Below are 24502 nucleotides of genomic sequence, written 5' to 3'. Positions count from 1 at the left end.
GAAGTCTGCTATAATCCAGCACCGTAAAAAGTGAGTAATGAATAGCTGACACAGTGGCTCTTGTCACAAAACAATAACAACTCGGTTATAAATTAGATTCATGAGCTTTATCAAAGCGAGAACACGTTTTGCTAAAGCAATGTTTTTGCGATTGGATTGGTATTATTACACTCAGTAATACATAAATTTTGTGAAATTATGATCAGAATCTCACTTTATTGGTAAGTTTCAACATCATTGGTTCACATTTTTACTGTATAACACTGGGGTTAAATTTCCCTTGGGTAAAAAGTTCGTCTGGAGAGAATCCTCAATGAAAAAGACCAAGATCGTATGTACGATTGGACCTAAAACTGAATCTGTAGAAGTGCTTACTAAACTAGCTGACGCTGGTATGAACGTAATGCGCCTAAACTTTTCTCACGGTGATTTCGAAGAGCATGGTCGTCGTATCAGCAACCTTCGTGAAGTGATGAAAAACACAGGTAAACAACTTGCGATTCTTCTAGACACTAAAGGTCCTGAAATTCGTACTATCAAACTAGAAAACGGTGAAGACGTTGCTCTAGTTGCAGGTCAAGAGTTCACTTTCACTACTGACACTTCAGTTGTTGGTAACAAAGATCGTGTAGCAGTAACTTACCCAGGTTTTGCTAAAGACCTAAACAAAGGTAACACTATCCTAGTTGATGACGGCCTAATTGAAATGGAAGTTATCGAAACAACTGAAACTGAAGTTAAGTGTACTGTACTTAACAACGGTGACCTAGGTGAAAACAAAGGTGTTAACCTACCAGGCGTATCTGTAAACCTACCAGCTCTTGCTGAAAAAGATAAAGCAGACCTTAAGTTTGGTTGTGAGCAAGGCGTTGATTTCGTTGCAGCATCATTCATCCGTAAAGCAGACGACGTTCGCGAAATCCGTGAGCTTCTAAACGCAAATGGCGGCGAAAACATCCAGATCATCTCTAAGATTGAAAACCAAGAAGGCGTTGATAACTTCGACGAAATTCTAGAGCTATCTGACGGTATCATGGTTGCTCGTGGTGACCTAGGTGTTGAAATCCCAGTAGAAGAAGTTATCTTCGCTCAGAAGATGATGATTGAGAAGTGTAACCGCGCTCGTAAAGTAGTTATCACTGCAACTCAAATGCTTGATTCTATGATTAAGAACCCACGTCCAACTCGCGCAGAAGCGGGTGACGTTGCAAACGCAATCATGGATGGTACTGACGCAGTAATGCTTTCTGGTGAAACTGCAAAAGGTAAGTACCCAATCGAAGCAGTATCTATCATGGCGCAAATCTGTTCTCGTACAGATAAAGCACTTAAAGCTGAACTAGGTTCTCGCCTAGATAGCCCTCGTCTACGCATTACTGAAGCAGTATGTAAAGGCGCAGTTGATACAGCAGAAAAACTAGCAGCTCCTTTAATCGTTGTTGCTACTGAAGCGGGTAAATCAGCTCGTTCTATCCGTAAGTACTTCCCAACTGCACGTATCCTAGCGATCACAACTAACACTAAGACAGCAGCTCAGCTATGTCTAAGCAAAGGCGTGACTCCAGTTATCGTTGATTCAATCGAAAGCACAGATACTTTCTACGCACGTGGTAAAGAACTTGCTCTAGAAACTGGTCTTGGTGCTAAAGGCGATATCGTAGTTATGGTTTCTGGTGCTCTAGTACCATCAGGCACTACAAATACTGCATCTGTACACGTACTATAATTTGGTACATGTATAGTATGAAAAAAGGAGCACATTGTGCTCCTTTTTTATTTCTACTCTCATAAAACCTTTTATGTTCTATAAAACGCCCACTATTTGACAATCCTATCAGTAACAAACACTAAGTTTTAACGCTTATTTTCTATTCCATATATCGCATAGATGCACAATAAATCATATAATTATGCCGATTAAAACTTACCCTATATAGGCACAACTCTATAGTGTGTTTTTTTACCTAAACAAGAACACTGTTGCAGTTAACCCCTTATGGATAGAACACATAATCATCAATAGCGACAACATAAAATATACAACAATGATCATCATGTAAGAGGAAATTTGTGTCTAGTCCGACTTTGACCAACCAAGTGATGGAGGTGATACGACAAGATATTCTGCTTGGAGAATTAGCACCAGGACAAAAGCTTGTCGTTGCAGATTTAAAAGAACGTTATAACGTTGGAGCCTCACCCATTCGTGAAGCCTTAGTACAATTATCGTGGCGGAAATATGTTAAGTTTGCGCCACAAAAAGGCTGTTGGGTTGCTCCGGTATCTATTGCAGAACTGGAAGATCTCTTTAATACCAATCTTCTTCTATCTCGTGAACTATTAACTCGATCTATTGCAAATGGAGATGAGAGCTGGGAGCTCAATATTCTCACCACATACCATAAACTAAGCCGTGTAAATCCAGCGGCAGCCGATATTGATTATAATGAATGGGATCAACGCCACAGTGATTTCCATCTGGCTTTAATGGCTGGCAGTAACTCTCCGGTCATGATGGCTCTTTATCGTGAAGTATACGAACAAATTGAGCGCTACCGTCATATTTGGCTAAGCCGAGCTCGTGGCTATGAACACCGTTACCAAGATAATGGTGAGCACGAAGCAATGATGAAAGCCGTGTTGAGTCGAAATACCGAGGAAGCTCTACGTCTGCTTAATAAGCACTTTCAACGAGCGATAGAGACAATCAAGCCTTTCTTGTAATCTCGATTGATAATAGTAAAGTGAATAAAAAAAGCTCGATCAATGATTGAGCTTTTTTATTATATCAATCAGGTGATTAACCTATGATATTACCATCCAAATAGTTCTTTATGATGAGTATTAAGTAGCAGTACGACCAGTAAAAAATACAAGGCGCTGACTTTAAATCCTAATATCACCAGACTTCCTGTCGTTAGACGTACGAGAAAAGACTTCATTCGTATCACCTAGTGACTGGGTTACTATTGCATCCCTATTGTTCGGTTCTATCCATAGTAAGAGTTTATGCACCCTCTTATTTAGCCTAGCTCATTGTTTAAAATCTAGCGTATATGATTAAGCTCTTAACGCACGCTCCCCCCGAGCAATACCCACAACACCACTGCGAGCCACTTCTATAATATCCGTAGCTTCACCAAGAGCGGCAATGAAAGCGTCAAGCTTATCCCCTGACCCTGTTAATTGAATCGTATAGATAGAGCTAGTCACATCCACTATCTGCCCCCGAAAAATATCTGCGGTACGTTTTACTTCAGCACGAGCAAAACCACTTGCTTTCACTTTAACAAGAATGATCTCCCGCTCAATATAGTCAGATTCGCAAATATTACACACCTTCAGCGTATCAATTAACTTATGCAGTTGTTTCTCTATTTGCTCATAGGCCGATTCGTCTTTCACATGAGTTGTGATATTCAATCGAGATAGCGTTGGATCATCTGTTGGCGCTACAGTTAACGATTCAATGTTATAACCACGCTGAGAAAACAGGCCAACCACTCGAGATAACGCTCCCGGTTGGTTTTCTAATAAAACTGATATTACTCTACGCATCGGTTTTCTCCGTTTTACTCAGCCACATTTCATTCATAGCCCCACCACGCACCAACATCGGATAGACATGTTCAGTTTCATCGACGCTAATATCAATGAACACTAATTTATCTTTTAGCGCTAACGCCTCTTTTAGCTGACTATCTAGCGTCTTAGGATCAGTAATACGCACGCCAACGTGACCATAAGCTTCAGCGATAGCGGCAAAGTCAGGAACAGAGTCCATATAAGAGTGTGAATGTCGACCTTGATAAATCATATCTTGCCACTGTTTTACCATGCCTAAGAACCGATTGTTTAGGTTAACAATCTTAACGGGTATATCGTATTGCAGCGCCGTTGATAGCTCTTGAATATTCATCTGTATACTGCCATCACCCGTTACGCAGATCACCTCTTCCTCGGGTAAAGCAAACTTAACCCCCATAGCGGCTGGTAAACCAAAGCCCATGGTGCCAAGCCCACCAGAGTTAATCCAACGACGTGGTTTTGCAAAGGGATAATAAAGTGCGGCAAACATCTGATGCTGACCAACATCGGAGGCAACATAAGCATTACCTTGAGTTAGTTGATATAACGATTCAATAACTTGCTGTGGCTTAATACGATCATTATTAGTCTCATACTGCAAACATTGACGATCTCGCCAACCTTGAATGTCGTGCCACCAACGATCCAATTCTGCTCCATCATTTGTTTCTTGCTGTTCATTGAGCAGTTTTAGCATCAGTCCTAAAACTACATCAGCCGAACCTACGATCGGAATATCAGCATTAACCGTTTTGGAAATTGAAGATGGGTCAATATCAATATGAAGGATCGTGGCATTAGGACAGTATTTAGCGAGATTATTTGTGGTTCGATCATCAAAGCGAACCCCAACACCAAAAATTAAATCTGAGTTGTGCATGGTCATATTGGCTTCATAGGTACCATGCATACCAAGCATTCCGACACTGTTTGGATGATCGCCAGGAAATGCTCCAAGTCCCATTAACGTACTAACAACGGGAAGATTGAGCCTCTCTGCCAGTTCCAATAATTGCGCAGAACAACCCGACATAATGGCCCCGCCACCAACATAAAGAGCCGGACGTTTAGCGGCAAGCAAGGCTTTAAGTCCTCGCTTAATTTGCCCTTTATGGCCATTAGTTGTTGGATTATACGAGCGCAGTGCAATAGTTTCAGGATAATGATAAGGATAACGCTCTTGTGGATTGAGCATATCTTTCGGAATATCAACCACAACAGGCCCAGGGCGTCCCGTTGCCGCAAGATAAAATGCCTTTTTGATTATGGTCGGAATATCTTCAGGCTTGGTAACTAAAAAGCTGTGTTTAACAACAGGTCGAGAAATTCCCACCATATCACACTCTTGAAAAGCATCATTGCCAATCAAGCTACTCATTACCTGACCTGAGAGCACAACCATCGGGATCGAATCCATATAAGCCGTTGCAATCCCTGTGATGGCATTGGTAGCCCCAGGTCCTGATGTCACAAGCACAACGCCAACCTCTCCAGTTGCTCGTGCGTAGCCATCTGCCATATGAACAGCGGCTTGTTCATGACGGACCAAGACATGCTCAATATCGCTTTTTTCATGTAGCGCATCGTAAATATCAAGCACTGAACCACCTGGGTAGCCGAAGATGTGTTTCACTCCTTGGTCGATCATTGAACGCACAACCATATCGGCACCGGACAACATTTCCATATTTTGCCTCCGAATAGAATGATATCTAGCTATATAGCGTCGAAGGCTGTCGGTGGTTCGCCATCCAAACAGGAGAGTTAAACTCAAAGAACAAAGCTATACAGGTCGATAACATAGTTAGGGCTTATTTTTAGCCTAAAGATAAATGCTATGTTCATTAGTTGCAGTCATAACTGAACTAATGGCCTTTGGAAACTTTAACGTTTTTTCAACTAAAAGATCCATAGCGTAACATGAGTTAACACAAATATTCTTTGGTTAAACAATATACAGATAAAAAATGTGGGGATATTGCAGATATAACGAGAAGATCGGCTAATGGATACAGATCGGAGGGTATAAAAAACTAAAGGGATCTCGATGAGATCCCTTTGGAGTATTAATCGTGAGAGGCTTTTTTGTGACTCTCTTCGTACATACGCTCAATTTCTTGATGGTAGCGATCTTGAATTACTTTACGACGCAGTTTTTGCGTTGGAGTTAGCTCACCATGATCCATAGAGAACGCTTTTGGTAACAAGGTAAATTTCTTCACTTGTTCAAAACGCGCTAAATCTTTTTGTAGATCAGCTACTCGCTTTTCAATCAATTCCACGATTTGGCTATTTTTCACCAACTCTAAACGGTCTTGATATTTAATGTTTAGCTCGCGTGCGTGTTCTTCTAATGTTTCAAAGCATGGCACAATCAGAGCGGATACAAACTTGCGAGTATCGGCAACAACTGCAATTTGCTCAATAAAGTGATCTTTACCAATCGCCCCTTCAATAACCTGTGGTGCGATATATTTACCACCAGATGTTTTCATCAACTCTTTGATACGATCAGTAATAAACAAATTACCTTGTTCATCAAAATGACCCGCATCGCCAGTTTTTAAGAAGCCATCTTCAGTGAAGTTATTCGCGGTCTCTTCAGGCATTTTATAATAGCCGCGCATCACCATTGGACCACGAACTAAAATCTCATTGTCATCACCAATCTTCACTTCAGCACCCGGCATTGGCATACCGATCGAATCAGGATTGAAACACTTATCATCCCAACACGATACCGTCGCCGTCGTTTCTGTCATGCCATAACCTAATTTGACATTGATACCAATTGCGTGGAAGAAACGGCCGATAGTAGCGTCAAGCTTAGCACCGCCTGCTGGCATAAATTTAATATTGCCACCTAATACTTCACGTAATTTAGACAACACCATTTTATCAGCTAACGCATGGCTCTTACGCAGTAACCATGATGGCTCAGTACAATTTTGACGAGCAACCGCCATTCGAGCGCCCATATTCACAGCCCAAGTAAAGATTAACTTACGGTGAAATGGTGCTTTAGAAACTTTGTCATGTACGGCAGAATAAATTTTCTCGTAAACACGAGGAACCGCCGACATATAGTTTGGTTTTACCTCAACCAAAGCTTCACGAACTTTATTGGTATCAGAAAGGTAGCAGTTAACTACTCCGCGATGGAACACATAAAAAGTCCATGCGCGCTCAAACACATGAGAAAGTGGTAAGAAACACAGGGATGAATCCCCTTCATCTAATGCTAAACGCTGATCATGAGCCTCAATCTGAGAAGCAATATTCGCGTAATCTAACATAACCCCTTTTGGCGTACCTGTTGTACCAGAGGTATAAATCAGGGTCAGTAGGTCATCCATCGCAAGAGCAGATAGACGATTTTGTAGCTCAGCTTCAACTGCATCATCTCGCTGTGCGACAAAATCTGCAAAAGAGAAAACCTTCTCATGCTCTGGCAGCTCAATGTCGTCACTCATCGCAACAACATATTCCAGTTGAGGGCATTGCTCAATCAGCTCCATTGCAGCATTCATCTGAGGTTGTTCACCTACAAATAAAATACGAGCATCCGAGTCATTTAAGATATAAGCCGATTGTTGAGCCGTATTGGTTGGATAGATAGGAACCGTAACACAGCGGTTATATAAAGTCGCAAAATCGGCGATTGTCCAACGAGGCATATTGTTGGAAAAGATTGCCACTTTATCTTGAATATTTAAGCCTTTGGTTAGCATTGCCAATGCTAACTGATGAATTTGCTCACCAAATGACTGCCAAGTTGTATCTTGCCACTCCCCATCAACTTGATGACGTAGAGCAACACGATCACTTAGACGCTCGATTTGAGTACGAATGCGATGAACAATATGAAATTCGTGTTGTGCCATAGTAACTCTAATTATTTGAGCTTACACCTGTAAGCTTATTATGGAAGTGCAGTCTACAGTCGAGCATTAAAAAAGCCAACCATAATCCATGATAAAATCATGGTATTGTAAGTATGATCCCACTCTAACGTTTTGACTGTACAAGCTTAATACGAGTAATTAACTATTCTTATATAAGTGTAAACAACTGTAAGAAACTTGCTTATGCACCTTAATTCAACTGATTGCACACTATAGCAACGCTGTTTGGTCAAAAAATCAAGCTCCAATCTCATCTGTTAAATAACAAAATAGACAGAGACTCGGTACAATCACACTAATATGCAACCATTTACTGTAATTAGACACTAAAAAGCCGACAAAATGCCGGCTTAGAATAAAATTCTAGAATCATCTTATAGACGATTATCACCACAAATTTGCAGTAACTGATCACGCATCCAAAGGTGACCTTTATCTTTTTGCGAAGACTCGTGCCAACTTAAATAGCCACAAGCAATATTATTAGCAAACGGAAGCGGTAATACTTTTAGGCCCAAATTGCTTGCTGTCGTTTCAACTAACCAACGCGGTGCAACCGTAATCAATTCAGATTGAGCAACAACATATAAGATATTACTCAAACTTGCGCCTTGGTACGCTTCAACAATGCCAACTTGTGCATTGTAAATATGATCTGCAAAATTACCGCTATTAGGTAGGGATTTCAAAACTGCATGCGCTTCAGAAACAAATTCAGATTCTGAGATCTGCGCACCAATACGAGGGTGGTGTTTAGCAGCGACAACAACTAACTCATCGCGAAACAGTTCTGTACTGCAAAAGCCAGGTTCTTCAAAGCGAGCATAATCGATCACAAAATCCACTTCTTGATAATGCATTTTCTGATTCAGACCATCACACAACTCAGCATCCAATTGTAACGTTACATTAGGTGCTAATTGGGCAATATTACGAAGAATACGTGGCGCAAAACGCATATCCGATGGACTACCGATCGCTAATTTAAAAGTACGAGACGATGTTTCTGGTGCAAAAATTGATGATGGCAGCTCATTTTTTACTAATTGTAGAGCTTGGCGCATCGGACCAAATAGTTGTTTAGCGCGTTGTGTCGGCTGAATACCACGACCATGACGAATAAAAAGTTCATCGTTAAACATCACTTTCAGACGAGCCACAGCATTACTTACCGCAGGCTGAGACATACCCAAGTTATGAGCTGCTCGAGTAATGTTCTGCTCTTGCATAACGGCATCGAATACTGTTAACAAATTCAGATCAACACTACGTAAACTCGATTCCATCTTAAAACTATCGATTGGATGAATAGCTGAACTTCTACGTGTCATATTTGGCCTCTACCTGTTCTACTGTTAAGTGCCTCATCCTTGGGCATGAAAATGTATAATATTTATTTCAATTCAAATGATTTACGTCGCAATCCCCTTGCGAGCCATATCAGTATGCAGATAGAGATTGATGAAACCAATAGACCCAAATACGAATTCATAACCAAGAAAAAATCATAAGGACTTTTCAACGAAATTAATCACTATTTTCAATATTTTAATCAACATATAAAAAAACAAAAAAGATCTGAAAATAAGGTAAATATTCAGAAATTCGTCAGATATTTGTCACTTTTATCTCTATTTTATTATTTAAAATAGATGCTCAACCACATCAAATTCATCATTTAAATATAATTAGCCTGCTAAATGATTTTTAAATTCTAATGCTAAATAAGCAATAAACAGCAAGGGATGAAATTGCAGAGAATAAAAGAAAAAACCGTTCAATATAAGATCGTACTTTATCTCATTCTTAGAGGATATTTGATAAAACCAAAATGTTATAAATAGTTTAAAAAACCATTATAATTTTAATTTACAGCTCTTACTCCTGTAGCTTAGCTAACTTCAAAACAGCACTCAAAAAATAAACACTTGACGCAACACTTGAGCATTTGATATTCATTTGTACTACTAAGTAAATCAATTTTTACGGTTAGGTTAAATGAAAACAGTTTTCACTCTCCTCTTAAGCCTCCTCCTCATCGCATTACCATTGCGCGGGTAGCTTATGAGCAGAAGAAAGCCTTAACCAAAACTTTCAACCCGTGCACCGAAGCGCGGGTTTTTTATATCTATCTCTGCGCAAGGAATGCGGCTTTTTGTAGCAAAAGGATGTAACTATGAATGATCAAGTCATAATCTTTGATACCACTCTAAGAGATGGCGAGCAGGCTCTATCAGCCAGTCTTACTGTCAAAGAAAAACTACAAATAGCTTTTGCTCTTGAGCGTCTTGGAGTGGATGTCATTGAAGCTGGATTTCCGGTGTCTTCTCCTGGCGATTTTGATTCAGTTAGAACCATTGCCGAAAACATAAAACAAAGCCGTATTTGTGCATTATCACGAGCAGTCGCTAAAGATATTGATGTAGCGGCGGAATCACTAAAAGTGGCTGAAGCCTTTCGAATCCACACCTTTATCTCAACATCAACCATCCATGTTCAAGATAAGCTACGCCGTAGTTATGATGACGTGATTGAAATGGGTGTTGCGGCAGTAAAACGAGCCCGTAACTATACCGATGATGTGGAGTTTTCTTGTGAAGATGCAGGTAGAACCCCAATTGATAATCTATGCAAAATGGTCGAAGCTGCAATTTGCGCGGGAGCTCGCACCATTAATATTCCAGATACCGTTGGTTACACCCTACCTAGTGAATTTGGTTCCATCATTGAACATCTATTTAACCGAGTCCCTAATATCGATAAAGCGATTATTTCCGTTCACTGTCATGATGATTTAGGCATGTCGGTTGCAAACTCAATGGCGGCTGTACAAGCAGGGGCGCGACAGGTGGAGTGTACAATTAATGGTATTGGAGAGCGTGCGGGTAACTGCTCACTCGAAGAAATAGCCATGATCATTAAAACTCGCTCCGATCTACTTGGCGTTCAGACCCAGATTAACCATGAAGAGATCTATCGCACCAGTAAAATGGTGAGCCAGCTGTGTAATATGCCGGTTCAAGCCAATAAAGCTATTGTTGGTACTAATGCTTTTAGTCACTCATCTGGGATTCATCAAGATGGCATGCTAAAAAATAAAAACACCTATGAGATCATGACCCCTGAATCGATAGGACTTAAAAATCAAAGCCTAAATCTAACCAGCCGTTCAGGGCGAGCTGCGGTTAAAAGTCATATGGATCAACTGGGCTACAGCGAACAAGAATACAATCTAGATACCTTATACCAAGACTTTCTAAAGCTAGCCGATCGCAAAGGGCAAGTCTTCGATTATGACTTAGAAGCTCTAGTTCACTTTGCAAATGTGCGTGAAGAAGACGATTACTACAAACTAAATTATCTCAGTGTTCAGTCTGGTAGTGTTATGGCGACCACAAGCATCAAACTGCAATGTGGCGAAACAGAAAAATGTGAAGCAGCCGTGGGGAATGGACCGGTCGATGCTCTTTATCAATGTATTTATCGCTTAACAGGTTATGAGATTGTACTGGATAAATTTGATCTTACCGCCAAAGGGGAAGGCGAAGATGGCCTCGGACAAGCCGATATCATTGCGAACTATCAAGGTCGAAAATATCACGGTACCGGCCTTGCTACCGACATTGTTGAAGCCTCAGGTCAAGCGCTACTGCACGTAATCAATAGTATTCATCGCGCCAACCAAATCGCAGAAATTAAGCGCAGCGCTCACGCATAAGCCAAATATTTTTAAGGAGAGAAAATTATGGCACCACAATATCGAATCGCAGTCCTGCCCGGTGATGGCATTGGTCCTGAAGTGATGGAACAAGCGCTAAAAGTCTTAGCTGCGATACAACAACGATTTGGTTTTACCCTAAGTTGTGAGCAATATGATGTGGGAGGGGTTGCCATTGATCATCACGGTACCCCACTTCCAGAAAGTACTCTTACAGGATGCCAAAACGCAGACGCCATTTTATTTGGCTCCGTAGGCGGTCCGAAATGGGAACACCTTCCTCCTAATGAACAACCTGAGCGTGGCGCCCTACTTCCTTTGCGCAAACACTTTGAGCTGTTTTGTAATCTTCGCCCAGCCCAAATTCATTCAGGTCTTGAGGCTTTATCACCTTTAAGAGCCGATATATCAGCTCAAGGCTTTGACATTGTGGTGGTACGAGAACTGACAGGTGGTATTTATTTTGGTCAACCAAAAGGTCGAGAAGGTGAAGGCGCGATGGAAAAAGCATTTGATACCGAAATCTACCACCGTTATGAAATAGAACGAATTGCTCGTATTGCCTTTGAATCGGCGAACTTAAGACAACAAAAGGTCTGCTCAATTGATAAAGCCAATGTGCTGCAAAGCTCGATTCTATGGCGACAAGTTGTAGAAGAAGTACACAAAGACTATCCCCATATCGAACTAAGCCATATGTATATTGATAATGCGACCATGCAGCTGATCAAAAATCCGGCCCAATTTGATGTCATGCTGTGCTCAAACATCTTTGGCGATATTTTATCGGATGAGTGCGCCATGATCACAGGCTCAATGGGCATGCTGCCATCGGCCAGTTTAAACCAAAAGCAGTTTGGACTGTATGAACCTGCAGGTGGATCTGCACCCGATATTGCAGGAAAAAACATTGCTAACCCAGTGGCTCAAATTCTCTCTGCTGCCTTGATGCTTCGCTACAGCTTAGGTGAAGAAGAAGCGGCTCGCGCCATTGAATGTGCTGTTGCTCAGGCTTTGGAAGCGGGCGAAGTTACCGCCGATCTTGCACGTGAACAGGGCGCATTATCCACCAGCGAAATGGGCGACCGAATTGCTCATTATGTTAGTGCTCAATCATAAAAATTACAGGCAGACAAAAATAAGGAAGTGAGCATGTCTAAAACCTTATATGACAAGATTTATGATTCCCATGTGGCAGTTGCAGCAGCAGGTGAAACTCCCATTCTGTATATCGACCGTCATTTGGTCCATGAAGTTACTTCACCACAAGCATTTGATGGCCTACGCGCTAAAGGACGTTCAGTACGCCAAGTAAATAAAACGTTCGCCACAATGGATCATAACGTTTCAACTCAAACTAAAGATATTCAAGCCTCAGGAGAGATGGCTCGAATTCAAATGGAAACACTGGCAAAAAATTGTGCTGAATTTGGGGTGACCCTATATGATATTAATCATAAATATCAGGGTATCGTCCATGTTATGGGGCCTGAATTGGGCATTACTCTCCCAGGAATGACCATAGTATGTGGGGACTCACATACAGCAACCCATGGTGCATTTGGCGCACTCGCCTTTGGTATTGGTACCTCAGAAGTTGAGCATGTCCTTGCCACTCAAACGCTAAAGCAAGCAAAAGCTAAGACCATGAAAATTGAGGTCATAGGTAAAGTCGCTCCAGGTGTCACAGCAAAAGATATTGTGCTAGCGATCATCGGCAAAACCACAGCGGCAGGCGGAACCGGTTATGTGGTGGAGTTTTGTGGCGAAGCCATTACCGACCTTTCAATGGAAGGACGCATGACTGTGTGTAATATGGCAATTGAATTGGGTGCAAAAGCAGGATTAATTGCTCCCGATGAGACCACTTTTGCTTATATTAAAGACCGCAAATTTGCGCCAAAAGATGAACAGCTAGAGCAAGCTATTCGCTATTGGTCAACCTTAACCAGTGATCCAGATGCCCAATTTGATGCGGTTGTGACACTAAACGGTGCCGATATTAAACCGCAAGTGACATGGGGAACTAACCCAGGTCAAGTCATTGCTATTGATGAGCCAATTCCTGATCCCGCATTAATTAGCGATCCCATTGAGCAAGCATCGGCGATTAAAGCGCTTAATTATATGGGACTTACGCCTGGCCAAGCCCTTAGCGATATCACAATTGATAAAGTATTTATTGGTTCTTGTACAAACTCACGGATTGAAGATATTCGAGCAGCCGCCGCTATTGCTAAAGGCCGTCATGTTGCCTCCCATGTTCAAGCTCTCGTTGTACCAGGTTCTGAACAAGTTAAAGCACAAGCAGAGCAAGAAGGCTTAGATAAAATCTTAATCAGTGCCGGGTTTGAGTGGCGCTTACCGGGTTGCTCTATGTGTTTAGCGATGAATAACGACCGTTTAGGCCCAAAAGAGCGCTGTGCCTCAACCAGTAACCGTAATTTTGAAGGTCGCCAAGGCCGAGAAGGTAGAACTCACTTAGTTAGCCCTGCAATGGCCGCAGCAGCAGCCTGTACCGGGCATTTTGTCGATATTCGTACCCTTGAGGCCCAACCAACAGAAGGAGTTTGCTAATGGCTGGATTTCAACAACATACAGGTATCGTCGTTGCTTTAGATGCGGCCAATGTCGATACCGATGCCATCATTCCAAAACAGTTTTTACAAAAAGTAACCCGGACTGGATTTGGACAGCATCTCTTTCATGACTGGCGTTTTTTGGATGATGATGGTCAAGTACCCAACCCCGACTTTGTCCTGAATTTTCCGCGCTATCAAGGTGCAAGCATTTTATTAGCACGAGAAAACTTTGGTTGTGGATCCTCTCGTGAACATGCACCTTGGGCTCTGGATGATTATGGTATTAAAGTGATTATAGCGCCAAGCTTTGCTGATATTTTTTACGGTAATACCATTAATAATCAAATGGTTCCTGTACGTTTGACAGAGCAACAAGTCGATGAACTCTTTAATTTTGTACATCACAATGAAGGCGCTACCATTACCGTCGATTTACAAAATCAACAAGTCAGTGCCAACGGCCAAACCTATCCTTTTGAGATTGATGAGTTTCGTCGTTACTGCTTACTTAACGGCTTAGACAATATTGGACTTACCTTACAGCATGAAGCGAAAATTAGTGAATTTGAGCAACAGATTCCATCATTTTTGGTTTAACTGAAAGGATCTTATTCAAGCTAAGGTCGTATACTAAAATAACGGTTTATTGGAGTTTACTATGCGATCTTGGCTTATTATATTTACCCTTATCAGCGCCTGTTTCAGTTCTGGGATTTGGGCTGCACCTAAAGCGCAATTGTGGCCATACTGGCAAACCAATAATGCCACTAGCCAGCAGACTATAGACCATCAAGCCTGGCAACAATTGCTAACACGATATGTAACAGTAACACCTCATCAAACCTATTTTAATTACCGTCTTGTCACGCAACAAAGCCGCCAACAACTGCAACAATATATTCAAGGATTAACAGCAATCGATCCTCGGAAACTAAACCGTAACGAACAATTTGCCTACTGGGTTAATCTCTATAATGCGGCAACGGTTGATCTCATCTTACAAAACTATCCGATAGCTTCTATTACCAAATTAGGTGGGCTATTTAGTTTTGGTCCATGGGATGAAAAATTGTTAACCATAAATGGTAAGTCATTGACGTTAAATGATATCGAACATCGAATTTTGCGCCCTATCTGGCAAGATAAACGCATTCATTATGTTGTCAATTGTGCCAGTTTAGGCTGCCCTGATTTAATGCCAACTGCACTTACAGCAAGCAACAGTCAAACCCTACTGGATCAAGCAGCAACTCGGTTTATTAATAGCACCAAAGGTGTCGATGTCATTAATGCTAACAACAACCAAATTCAACTCTCATCTATTTATGATTGGTACAGCAGTGATTTTGGCTCGCAATCTGAGCTCAATGCTCATATTAACCATTATCGCAAACAGCCTGTGAGTTTAGATAAGGTGCGTTTTGACTATAACTGGCAATTAAATGAATTAAAGCGCTAGCAAATCTAAAGCTTAGATAAAATCACTAGCCTGTCACAAACCACCGTTTTACAATATGGCCGTTCTCATGGGGTGCCTTTGGCTGAGATTGAGTAATCAGAACCCATCGAACCTGAACCAGATCATGCTGGCGTAGGAATTGAGAAGCCCCTCTAGTTAAGTATTACTCTTATCATGCTTAAGCTAGCTTCCCAACCTGTGCCGCTCTCATTTTTACTGTCACTGCAGGATGCCTGACACAGGAGCGCATAGTGAAAAAAATACTCCCTCTATTGGGACTGACGTTATTATCGGCATCGGTAATGGCTCAGGATAAACCCACATTAACCGTCTACACTTACAGCTCATTTGCCGCTGACTGGGGGCCAGGGCCTAAGGTCAAACGCGCTTTTGAACAAGAGTGTGGCTGTAATCTTAATTTCGTTGCTTTAGATGACGGTGTATCCATCTTAAATCGCGTGCGCTTAGAAGGTAGCCGAACCAAGGCTGATGTCTTATTGGGTTTAGATAACAACCTAATTGAAGAAGCAAAAAAAACCGGTCTTTTAGCACCAAGTGGCGTAGATACTAGCAAAGTTAATATCCCTAATGGCTGGCATGACCCTATTTTTGTTCCTTACGATTACGGTTATTTTGCCTTTGTCTATAACAGTAATAAGCTAAAACAAGTACCAAGCAGCTTAGATCAATTGATTCATGATCAATCTATCAGTGTGATCTACCAAGATCCTCGCACCTCAACACCAGGGCAAGGCTTAATGCTGTGGATCAAATCTGTCTATGGCGATAAAGCACCTCAAGCATGGCAAGCTCTTGCAAAGCATACGGTTACTGTGACTAAAGGTTGGTCGGAAGCTTATAATATGTTTTTGCAAGGTGAAGCGGATATGGTGCTCTCTTATACCACCTCTCCGGCCTACCATATTATTGAAGAAAACAAGCAGCAATACCGAGCCGCAGACTTTAAAGAAGGCCACTATATGCAGGTCGAGGTCGCCGCTAAATTAAAAAACAGCACTCATCCTAAGTTGGCCGATGAATTTATGCAGTTTATCTTAACTAAGCCTTTTCAATCTTTAATGGCAACGGGAAACTGGATGTACCCTGTGATTTCAGAGCCACTACCAAAGGGATTTGATCAATTAACCATTCCAACCAAAGCACTGGAATTCAGCCCAGAAAAGATAGCTCAAGAGCGTCGCAGTTGGATTCGTGAATGGCAGCAAGCACTAACCCAATAATTGGTTTTTCAATTGAATAGTTCGCGTTTTTCTTCTACAACTTGGCCCGGAGTTATCAGCTCTGGGCTTATTATGGCCGTTGTAATGGGGGCCTTATTCGCTCTCATCTCACAAGCTAAAGATCTCTCTATTACGGTTATTTGGACCGATCCTTATTTACGTCATGTTACTGCCTTTAGCTTTAAACAAGCTCTGTACTCAACATTACTCAGTGTGATCCCAGCTATTGCGATTGCGTATGCTTTTTCTCGTCGCCAATTTATCGGGCGAGCCTTAGTGCTAAAACTGTTCGCGATGACTTTGGTATTGCCAGTATTGATTGCCGTATTTGGTCTACTTGCGATATATGGTAAAGGGGGGATCATATCTCAATGGATGCAACACTTTGGAGTGCCTGCTCCTAATATTTATGGTTTGAGAGGGATCTTACTGGCCCATGTATTTCTAAATTTGCCCCTATCTGTACGCTTGTTATTACAGAGTTTAGAAAGTATTCCAATTGAGCACCACCAGCTTGCAGCCCATCTTGGTATTACAGGGTGGAGCAAATTTCGTTTTGTTGCTTGGCCTCGACTAAAACAGCAACTTCCCCATGTTGTAGGTTTAGTCTTTATGCTTTGCTTTACCAGCTTTGCCGTTATCATGTCTCTGGGAGGCGGTCCTAAAGCAACCACGATTGAGCTGGCTATCTATCAAGCGCTTCGTTATGACTTTGATTTAGCTACCGGTGCAATTTTAGCACTATGGCAAATTGTTCTTTGCTCTGGTTTAGTACTTCTGAGTCATTATTTTAGCCAGCCGATTGCAATTGAAAGTGGCCAAAATAAAGTACAGCCTCAATTTGAAAATGGCACCTTGGCAAAATGGTGGGATGGATTGTGGATTGGCGCCTCTTTACTGCTGGTGATACCACCTTTTGTTGCCGTCATTGTGGCAGGGCTTAATCACGAGTTTTGGCACTTACTGCAACAAGCCGAACTTTGGCAGGCAATCAAAAATTCTTTAACCATTGCCAGTTGTGCCAGTGTGATCGCTTTCGTATTCGCTGTTGCCATTATCCTAACGAGCCGTTACTGGCGTCTTAGCTCCCGTTTATGGTCTGCCAATACAATTGAAATGCTTGGAACCATTATCTTACTCACTCCGGGATTAGTACTTAGTACGGGTATTTTCTTATTATTGCGTAACTATACCGATGCCTATGGCGCCGCATTTTGGGTTGTCACCTTGGTCAATGCTTTGATGGCTCTACCCTATATTATCAAGACGTTAAGCCAACCAATGCTGCATGTTGCCCAACAATATAATCAATTATGTTGCAGTTTAAATATGAGTGGCCTCTCGCGTCTCTACTGGGTTGAATGGCGATTACTTCGTTATCCAATAGCCCAAGCGGTCGCAATTAGCTTTGTGCTATCTTTGGGCGATCTTGGCGCTATTTCTCTATTTGGCAGTCAAGATTTTCAAACACTGCCCTTGTACTTATTCCAGCTCATGGGCAGTTACCAGATGGCAGCAGCCAGTGTCGCGGCACTTATTCTTTTGCTATTAAGCTTTGGGGTTTTTAGCATCATCGAAGGCATATTAAAACCCAATCATAACGCCATAAACACCACAACAACCGCCTCTCATAAGGTAGGATCAACCAAAGGATCATCTCATGCTTAAATTAGAGCAAGTTCGTTATCATTACGAAAACGGTGAAACGATGATGTTCAATCTACAGGCTCAAGATGGTGAGATTGTGGCTATTTTGGGCCCCAGTGGTGCAGGTAAAAGTACTCTTATGGCCCTAATCAGTGGTTTTTTAATTCCACAAAGCGGCCAGATAATGTTTAATGGACAAGTGCTCAATCAACTTAAACCAGCCCAACGACCACTTTCCATTTTGTTTCAAGAACACAATTTGTTTCCACATTTAACCGTATTTGCCAATATCGGATTAGGTCTTAATGGTAAGTTGCACCTCTCTGATGCCCAGCGAGATACTATTACTCAAGTGGCCGCTCAAGTAGGCCTTGACTCTTTCTTGGACCGACTCCCGCCATCACTTTCAGGCGGCCAAAAACAGCGAGTAGCCTTAGCTCGATGCTTAGCTCGACAACGTCCTTTATTGTTACTTGATGAACCCTTTTCGGCTTTAGATCCGATATTGCGCCAAGAGATGCTCAATCAAGTGAAACAGCTCGCTAAAGAGCAGCATATTACGGTGTTAATGATCACCCACAATCCAGATGATGCATTACTAATCAGTGATAAATGTGCTTTTGTCTCAGGAGGTGAAGTAGTGGAATTTGGTTCAACTCAAGCGCTTTTTCACGCCCCCGCTCATCCTGAACTACAGCGCTACCTCGGGCTTGATTAATGTCCGGTGCCATATTCTTCATCTTATAGTAAAAACAAAAAAATAGAGGGGCACTCAAAGCCCCTCTTTATCATAACGAACAATAAATACTACAGGTTTTCTTCAGCAAATTCGGCCAAGCGACTACGCACAACGCCATTGAGGTAAATATTGGCACTTCCTTCAAAATTCTTAAAACGCTCAACAATATAGGTTAAGCCAGAAGTAACTGGTGAGAGGTAATTGGAGTCAATTTGCGCAAGGTTACCCGAGCAGACAATTTTGGTTCCCTCGCCGCAGCGAGTAATAATGGTTTTAATTTGGGAAGCGGTTAAATTCTGGCACTCATCTAACAACACAAATGCATTTTGAATGGAGCGCCCACGCATAAAGTTAATTGATTTAAATTGAATATTGGCTTTATCAACAATGTATTTCATTGAGCCATCGGTACATACATCATGCTTATGCAAAGCTTCCAAAGTATCGGTTACCGCACCAAGCCATGGCAACATTTTCTCTTCTTCACTGCCGGGCAAAAAACCAATTGATTCGGCAATTTCAGGGGTATTTCGTGTCACCAGTATCTTATCGTACATCCCTTTTTCAATAACTTGCTCAAGAGCCGCCGCCATGGCCAAAATGGTTTTACCACACCCAGCAGGTCCTGTGAGTATTACCAGATCAATCTTAGGATCTAACATGGCATCAAGCGCCATCGCCTGATAGATATTTTTAGGTGAAATACCCCACGCTTGTCGATGCATCAAACGTTCAAACCCTAGATCTTTTACCGTAATAGTTTCAGCATCAATCTCTTGGATTCGAGCAGCAAAATCTTGCGACTCATCAATGAGGTATTGGTTTGGATAGGGATTTTCAAACAAATGTTTAGGTAAAGTGTGACAGGTACTCATACCACGCTTTTCAGAATCACATTGCGCAACACCCGCCCAAAAAGAACCGTCAAAGCGATAAAAGCCTTTACTTAATAAAGCGACATCGTCAATGAGCTGATCGGTTCGGTAATCATCAACAAAATAGACCCCCGCTCCTTTGGCTCGCAACCGCATATTGATGTCTTTAGTCACCAATACCACATCACGAGGGGCAAACTTCTGCTGCAAAAATAACACGCTATTTAAGATACGGTTATCCCCCATCTTGTCACTAAAAGCATGTACCGTTTCTTTGACTTCATAGTCAGCAAAAATAGCAATAGTGCCACCAGTCTCGTTCTGAGATTGCAGCGGAACACCCGCAGAGATTTGTTCAGGGGTTGCATCATGAAAGATATCTTCTAAAGCTCGAATAGCCACTCGAGCATCACGAGAGACATCGCGTTTAGAATCTTTAATCCGATCGAGCTCTTCAAGCACTGTCATCGGAACAATCACATCGTGTTCTTGAAATGAGTAAATAGCGAGAGGTTCATGTAACAGTATATTGGTATCTAAAACAAAGAGTTTCCTTGTGCTGCCATCCATATAGCCTCCTTGATAGCTGCAGAACTCAATTTATGTCCTGCAATTGTTGTTCCTTTTTGATTGAACTCCTTAATTATTAATGCCGTTGTAATATGACGCGGGTATGACAAAGGGCAGATTCTTCTAAGAGGCCAAGATGCTTGGCGATATCACTAAAAAAGCTGACTTACATCGTGATCTTGAGTCCATCATGCAGTAACATAACTTCCCTTTTTCGTGGCATACCAAATTCTCAATTTTGGCTTACACTTACTTTTCAGTGTAGACCATAAATATTGGAATGCTACACCAAACAATTTCCTTGATATCAAACAATTAGAAGGTTTTTACCACTATGCCATTTGCTTTGGGTCAACGTTGGATCAGTGATACTGAGAGTGATTTAGGTCTGGGTACCGTTGTGGCGCTGGATGCGCGTACCGTGACTTTGATGTTTTCTGCCTCTGAAGAGAACCGTCTGTATGCACGCAATGATGCTCCTGTTACCCGTGTAATGTTTAATGTTGGTGATGTGGTTGAAAGCCATGAAGGCTGGACCCTCAAAGTCGAAAACATCGTTGAAGAGAAAGGCGTATTAACTTACGTCGGAACCCGTACTGATACTCAAGAAGAAGATGTTGCGTTACGTGAACTATTCTTGAATCATCAAATTCGCTTCAACAAGCCTCAAGATAAGCTTTTTGCAGGCCAAATCGATCGTATGGATCGTTTCGCTCTGCGTTATCGAGCATTGAAAAACCAGTACGAACAGCATAAGAGCCCATTACGTGGTCTATGCGGTATGCGTGCAGGTTTGATCCCTCATCAGCTCTATATTGCTCATGAAGTCGGTCGTCGTTATGCCCCTCGCGTTTTACTTGCCGATGAAGTAGGTCTAGGTAAAACCATTGAAGCGGGTATGATCATCCACCAGCAAGTGTTATCTGGTCGTGCCGAACGTATCTTAATTTTGGTACCAGAAACTCTTCAGCATCAATGGCTGGTTGAGATGATGCGCCGTTTTAATCTGCACTTCTCTATTTTTGATGAAGAGCGCTGTGTTGAAGCCTATGCTGATGCAGCTAACCCATTTGATACCGCGCAATATGTGCTTTGTTCATTAGACTTCTTACGTAAGAGTCGTCGCCGTTTTGAACAAGCTCTTGAAGCCGATTGGGATCTCTTAGTTGTCGATGAAGCTCATCACCTAGAATGGAGTGAAGACAAGCCGAGTCGCCAATATCAAGTGGTTGAAGAAATTGCAGAAAAAACCCCAAGTGTGCTTCTGCTAACAGCAACACCTGAACAACTTGGCCGCGAAAGTCACTTTGCCCGTTTGCGTCTACTCGATCCAGATCGCTTCTATGACTACCAAGAGTTTGTCGAAGAAGAACGTAAATATGAACCCGTTGCTGATGCGGTTTCTCGCTTGCTATCAGGTGAAACATTAACTGAGCAAGAGAAAGAAACCTTAGCACAACTTCTACCTGAGCAAGATATCGCGCCAACCCTAGCGTTTATCGAATCATCTAGCTTAGATAATGGTGAAGCAATTGCTGCCCGTAATGAGTTAATTGCCAACTTAATGGACCGTCATGGTACAGGTCGTGTTCTATTTCGTAACACTCGTGCAGCCATCAAAGGTTTCCCACAGCGTCACTTAAACATGTATCCGCTTGCTATGCCGACTCAATACCAAACGGCAATGCGTGTTGCAAGCATGATGGGCGGTCGTATGAGCCCTGAGCAAAAAGTGATGAAACTCCTGTACCCTGAAGATATCTATCAAGAATTTGAAGGTGATACAGCCACATGGTGGAACTTTGATCCTCGTGTAACTTGGTTAATTGAGCACTTAAAAGCTAACCGTGGTGAAAAAGTTTTAGTGATCTGTTCTCGAGCTCAAACAGCACTGACACTAGAGCAAGCCCTGCGCGAACGTGAAGGTATTCGAGCATCTGTGTTCCATGAAGGGATGTCGATCATTGAGCGTGATAAAGCAGCGGCTTACTTTGCACAAGATGAAGAAGGTGCTCAGGTACTATTGTGTTCAGAGATCGGTTCTGAAGGTCGTAACTTCCAGTTCTCTAATCAATTGGTGATGTTCGATCTACCTAATAACCCTGACTTGCTGGAACAGCGTATTGGTCGTCTTGATCGTATTGGCCAAAAACGCGATATTGAAATTCATGTTCCACATCTAGAGGGCACCTCTCAAGCGCTTCTGGCTCGTTGGTATAACGAAGGTCTTAATGCTTTTGAAGAGACTTGCCCAACTGGTCGTGCGGTATATGATGCTCATCAAGATGCTTTACTGGCGCTTCTTGCAAGTGAAAAGCACGATGAAGCAGAACTTGAAAATCTGATCACCAGCAGTGCCGCTATGCACAATGAGCTAAAAGCTAAGCTGGAGCAAGGCCGTGACCGTTTATTGGAAATGCATTCTAATGGCGGTGAAGCAGCACACGCTTTAGTTGATGAGATTTCAGCAAAAGATGGCGATACCAACCTAGTTACCTTTGCGCTTGGTCTATTTGACACCATAGGTTTAAACCAAGACGATCGTGGTGAAAATGCTATTGTGGTTACTCCGTCTGAGCACATGATGGTATCGAGCTACCCTGGCCTTCCATACGACGGTTGTACGATCACCTTTGATCGTGACACGGCACTTTCTCGTGAAGATATGCACTTTATCAGTTGGGAGCACCCAATGATCCAAGGTGGTATCGATCTACTATTAACAGAGGGTGTGGGTACAACTGCGGTTTCTTTACTGAAGAACAAAGCATTGCCAGTTGGTACCCTTCTGCTTGAATTGGTTTATGTGGTAGATGCCCAAGCACCAAAGCAGTCAGGTATTGGTCGCTTCTTACCAAAAACACCAATTCGTATCTTACTTGATAGTAAAGGCAACAACCTTGCAGCTAATGTTGAGTTTGAAAGCTTTAACCGCCAACTAAGCCCAGTTAACCGCCATCTAGGTAGCAAACTGGTTAATTCAGTACAAAAAGACATTCACGTACTAATTGAGCATGCTGAACGTGCAATTGAAACTGAGCTAGACCAAGTTCGCCAGCAAGCACAAGCGGAAATGGAAGCAACACTACAAGCGGAGTTTAATCGCCTGCAAGTGCTAAAAGCCGTTAACCCAAATATTCGTGATGACGAGTTAGAACTGCTACAAACGCAGATTCAAGAGCTAACAAATTACATCGGTAAAGCGCAAATCCAGTTAGATTCTCTGCGCTTAATCGTCGTTAGTCATAACTGATCTGAGCGTATTAGCTCAAGCAAGATAAGCTCTTAACTTGAGAATAAAATATGTATATCAAGCCGCTATTTTACTAGCGGCTTTTTTTTCGCTATCTCCAACCAAGGTGCAGGTTTTCTTGGGTTGGATTTCAATTACTCTTGGTATTCACGATAATTCGTATTAGGATCCCCAACCTTTATGATTTACCGTATTCACTTCGAGTCAGCCATGAAACCGTTACCTTTGTTGGATTACAATCCGCCTCAAGATCCTTGGTTAGATGTCCTTCATCTAGATCGCGATATTATTGCGGTAAATAAACCGTCAGGCCTTCTCTCTGTCCCTGGCCGCGATCCGGCTCACTATGACAGCATCTACTCACGCGTATTACGTGATCATCCAAAATCACAGATTGTGCATCGCCTAGATATGACCACCTCGGGATTGATTGTGCTGGCGATTAATAAAAACGCTGAGCGTCATCTCAAAGCCCAGTTTCGAGAGCGTCAAACTCATAAGGTTTACTATGCTCGGGTTTGGGGTCATCTAGAACAACAACAAGGTTCGGTAGACTTACCTTTAATTTGTGACTGGCCAAATCGCCCAAAACAAAAGGTGTGTTACGAAGAAGGGAAGCCATCACTGACTCATTATGAAGTGGTGCGCTATGAAGAAAATGCCACTTTAGTACGTTTACTCCCAGTGACAGGTCGCTCCCATCAACTGCGTGTACACATGATGGCGATTGGACATCCGATTTTAGGCGACCGTTTCTACGCTCACGATGAAGCTCGTGAAATGGCACCTCGTCTGCAGTTACATGCGGCAGAACTGACCTTTGCTCACCCTTATACAGAAGAGCCAATGCATATCTTTGCACCATGCGACTTTTATCCTGATGCACCAACGCGCACTTTAGATTAATCTGCACATAAAAAAGCGA

General features: G+C 42.2%; 18 protein-coding genes and 1 riboswitch. Of the genes, 12 read left to right on the top strand and 6 right to left on the bottom strand.

Annotated features, from left to right (window positions below):
• Window positions 1–313 precede the first annotated feature (313 nt).
• Both pykF and WAX86_RS02200 read left to right on the top strand, forming a co-directional pair.
• The gene (pykF, locus tag WAX86_RS02205; protein ID WP_005301418.1) at window positions 314–1726 is read left to right on the top strand and encodes a pyruvate kinase PykF; all 1413 of its coding nucleotides are present in this window, start codon (window positions 314–316) and stop codon (window positions 1724–1726) included.
• Between the two features lie 344 nt (window positions 1727–2070).
• Window positions 2071–2724, top strand: coding sequence for a GntR family transcriptional regulator (locus WAX86_RS02200; protein ID WP_065170788.1), 654 nt, complete (start codon window positions 2071–2073; stop codon window positions 2722–2724).
• 89 nt (window positions 2725–2813) lie between these two features.
• Here WAX86_RS02200 and WAX86_RS02195 read toward each other — a convergent pair whose 3' ends face one another.
• The 5 genes from WAX86_RS02195 to leuO all read right to left on the bottom strand — a co-directional run bounded on the left by WAX86_RS02195 (window position 2814) and on the right by leuO (window position 8824).
• Window positions 2814–2942 (bottom strand): hypothetical protein, encoded by a 129-nt coding sequence (locus WAX86_RS02195; RefSeq protein ID WP_106141552.1) that lies wholly within the window; start codon window positions 2940–2942, stop codon window positions 2814–2816.
• A 118-nt stretch (window positions 2943–3060) separates the two neighbouring features.
• Window positions 3061–3558 (bottom strand): acetolactate synthase small subunit, encoded by a 498-nt coding sequence (ilvN, locus tag WAX86_RS02190; protein WP_036764453.1) that lies wholly within the window; start codon window positions 3556–3558, stop codon window positions 3061–3063.
• The gene (locus WAX86_RS02185; protein WP_107200471.1) at window positions 3551–5275 is read right to left on the bottom strand and encodes an acetolactate synthase 3 large subunit; all 1725 of its coding nucleotides are present in this window, start codon (window positions 5273–5275) and stop codon (window positions 3551–3553) included. The genes ilvN and WAX86_RS02185 overlap by 8 nt, the downstream gene beginning before the upstream one ends.
• 379 nt (window positions 5276–5654) lie before the next feature.
• The gene (locus tag WAX86_RS02180; protein ID WP_138241578.1) at window positions 5655–7472 is read right to left on the bottom strand and encodes a long-chain fatty acid--CoA ligase; all 1818 of its coding nucleotides are present in this window, start codon (window positions 7470–7472) and stop codon (window positions 5655–5657) included.
• 395 nt (window positions 7473–7867) lie between these two features.
• On the bottom strand, window positions 7868–8824 hold the full coding sequence (gene leuO / locus WAX86_RS02175) for a transcriptional regulator LeuO (RefSeq protein WP_086957521.1): 957 nt from the start codon (window positions 8822–8824) through the stop codon (window positions 7868–7870).
• Between the two features lie 845 nt (window positions 8825–9669).
• Here leuO and leuA point away from each other — a divergent pair.
• The 8 genes from leuA to thiQ all read left to right on the top strand — a co-directional run bounded on the left by leuA (window position 9670) and on the right by thiQ (window position 18858).
• A complete protein-coding gene (leuA, locus tag WAX86_RS02170; RefSeq protein ID WP_005301429.1) occupies window positions 9670–11211 on the top strand; it encodes a 2-isopropylmalate synthase in 1542 nt (513 codons plus the stop codon).
• A gap of 27 nt (window positions 11212–11238) precedes the next feature.
• A complete protein-coding gene (gene leuB / locus WAX86_RS02165) occupies window positions 11239–12330 on the top strand; it encodes a 3-isopropylmalate dehydrogenase (protein ID WP_115426341.1) in 1092 nt (363 codons plus the stop codon).
• Window positions 12331–12363: 33 nt separating this feature from the next.
• On the top strand, window positions 12364–13788 hold the full coding sequence (gene leuC / locus WAX86_RS02160) for a 3-isopropylmalate dehydratase large subunit (protein ID WP_341489038.1): 1425 nt from the start codon (window positions 12364–12366) through the stop codon (window positions 13786–13788).
• Window positions 13788–14390 (top strand): 3-isopropylmalate dehydratase small subunit, encoded by a 603-nt coding sequence (gene leuD / locus WAX86_RS02155; RefSeq protein ID WP_005301433.1) that lies wholly within the window; start codon window positions 13788–13790, stop codon window positions 14388–14390. Before leuC ends, leuD begins: the two co-directional genes overlap by 1 nt.
• 61 nt (window positions 14391–14451) lie before the next feature.
• Window positions 14452–15252, top strand: a complete 801-nt coding sequence (locus WAX86_RS02150; RefSeq protein WP_237029533.1) for a DUF547 domain-containing protein — start codon at window positions 14452–14454, stop codon at window positions 15250–15252.
• Between the two features lie 58 nt (window positions 15253–15310).
• A riboswitch (TPP riboswitch) is annotated at window positions 15311–15409 on the top strand.
• Between the two features lie 94 nt (window positions 15410–15503).
• A complete protein-coding gene (gene thiB / locus WAX86_RS02145; protein WP_005301435.1) occupies window positions 15504–16493 on the top strand; it encodes a thiamine ABC transporter substrate binding subunit in 990 nt (329 codons plus the stop codon).
• Window positions 16494–16505: 12 nt separating this feature from the next.
• The gene (thiP, locus tag WAX86_RS02140; RefSeq protein ID WP_376788106.1) at window positions 16506–18161 is read left to right on the top strand and encodes a thiamine/thiamine pyrophosphate ABC transporter permease; all 1656 of its coding nucleotides are present in this window, start codon (window positions 16506–16508) and stop codon (window positions 18159–18161) included.
• The gene (thiQ, locus tag WAX86_RS02135) at window positions 18154–18858 is read left to right on the top strand and encodes a thiamine ABC transporter ATP-binding protein (protein ID WP_341489037.1); all 705 of its coding nucleotides are present in this window, start codon (window positions 18154–18156) and stop codon (window positions 18856–18858) included. Before thiP ends, thiQ begins: the two co-directional genes overlap by 8 nt.
• A gap of 89 nt (window positions 18859–18947) precedes the next feature.
• On the opposite strand, the gene WAX86_RS02130 is transcribed toward thiQ, so the two are convergent.
• Complete coding sequence (locus tag WAX86_RS02130) at window positions 18948–20324, bottom strand: PhoH family protein (RefSeq protein ID WP_341489036.1); 1377 nt, start codon at window positions 20322–20324, stop codon at window positions 18948–18950.
• Window positions 20325–20658: 334 nt separating this feature from the next.
• Here WAX86_RS02130 and rapA point away from each other — a divergent pair, with 334 nt between their 5' ends.
• Together rapA and rluA are read left to right on the top strand one after the other, a co-directional pair.
• The gene (rapA, locus tag WAX86_RS02125; protein ID WP_005301439.1) at window positions 20659–23577 is read left to right on the top strand and encodes an RNA polymerase-associated protein RapA; all 2919 of its coding nucleotides are present in this window, start codon (window positions 20659–20661) and stop codon (window positions 23575–23577) included.
• A 210-nt stretch (window positions 23578–23787) separates the two neighbouring features.
• Window positions 23788–24483 carry a bifunctional tRNA pseudouridine(32) synthase/23S rRNA pseudouridine(746) synthase RluA gene (gene rluA / locus WAX86_RS02120; protein ID WP_075985122.1) on the top strand — a complete coding sequence of 232 codons (696 nt, stop codon included), beginning with the start codon at window positions 23788–23790 and terminating at the stop codon, window positions 24481–24483.
• Window positions 24484–24502: the final 19 nt, after the last annotated feature.

It is taken from the genome of Photobacterium damselae subsp. damselae, assembly GCF_038086725.1.
Taxonomy (GTDB): domain Bacteria; phylum Pseudomonadota; class Gammaproteobacteria; order Enterobacterales; family Vibrionaceae; genus Photobacterium; species Photobacterium damselae.
This window is presented reverse-complemented; position numbering and strand designations above follow the sequence as displayed.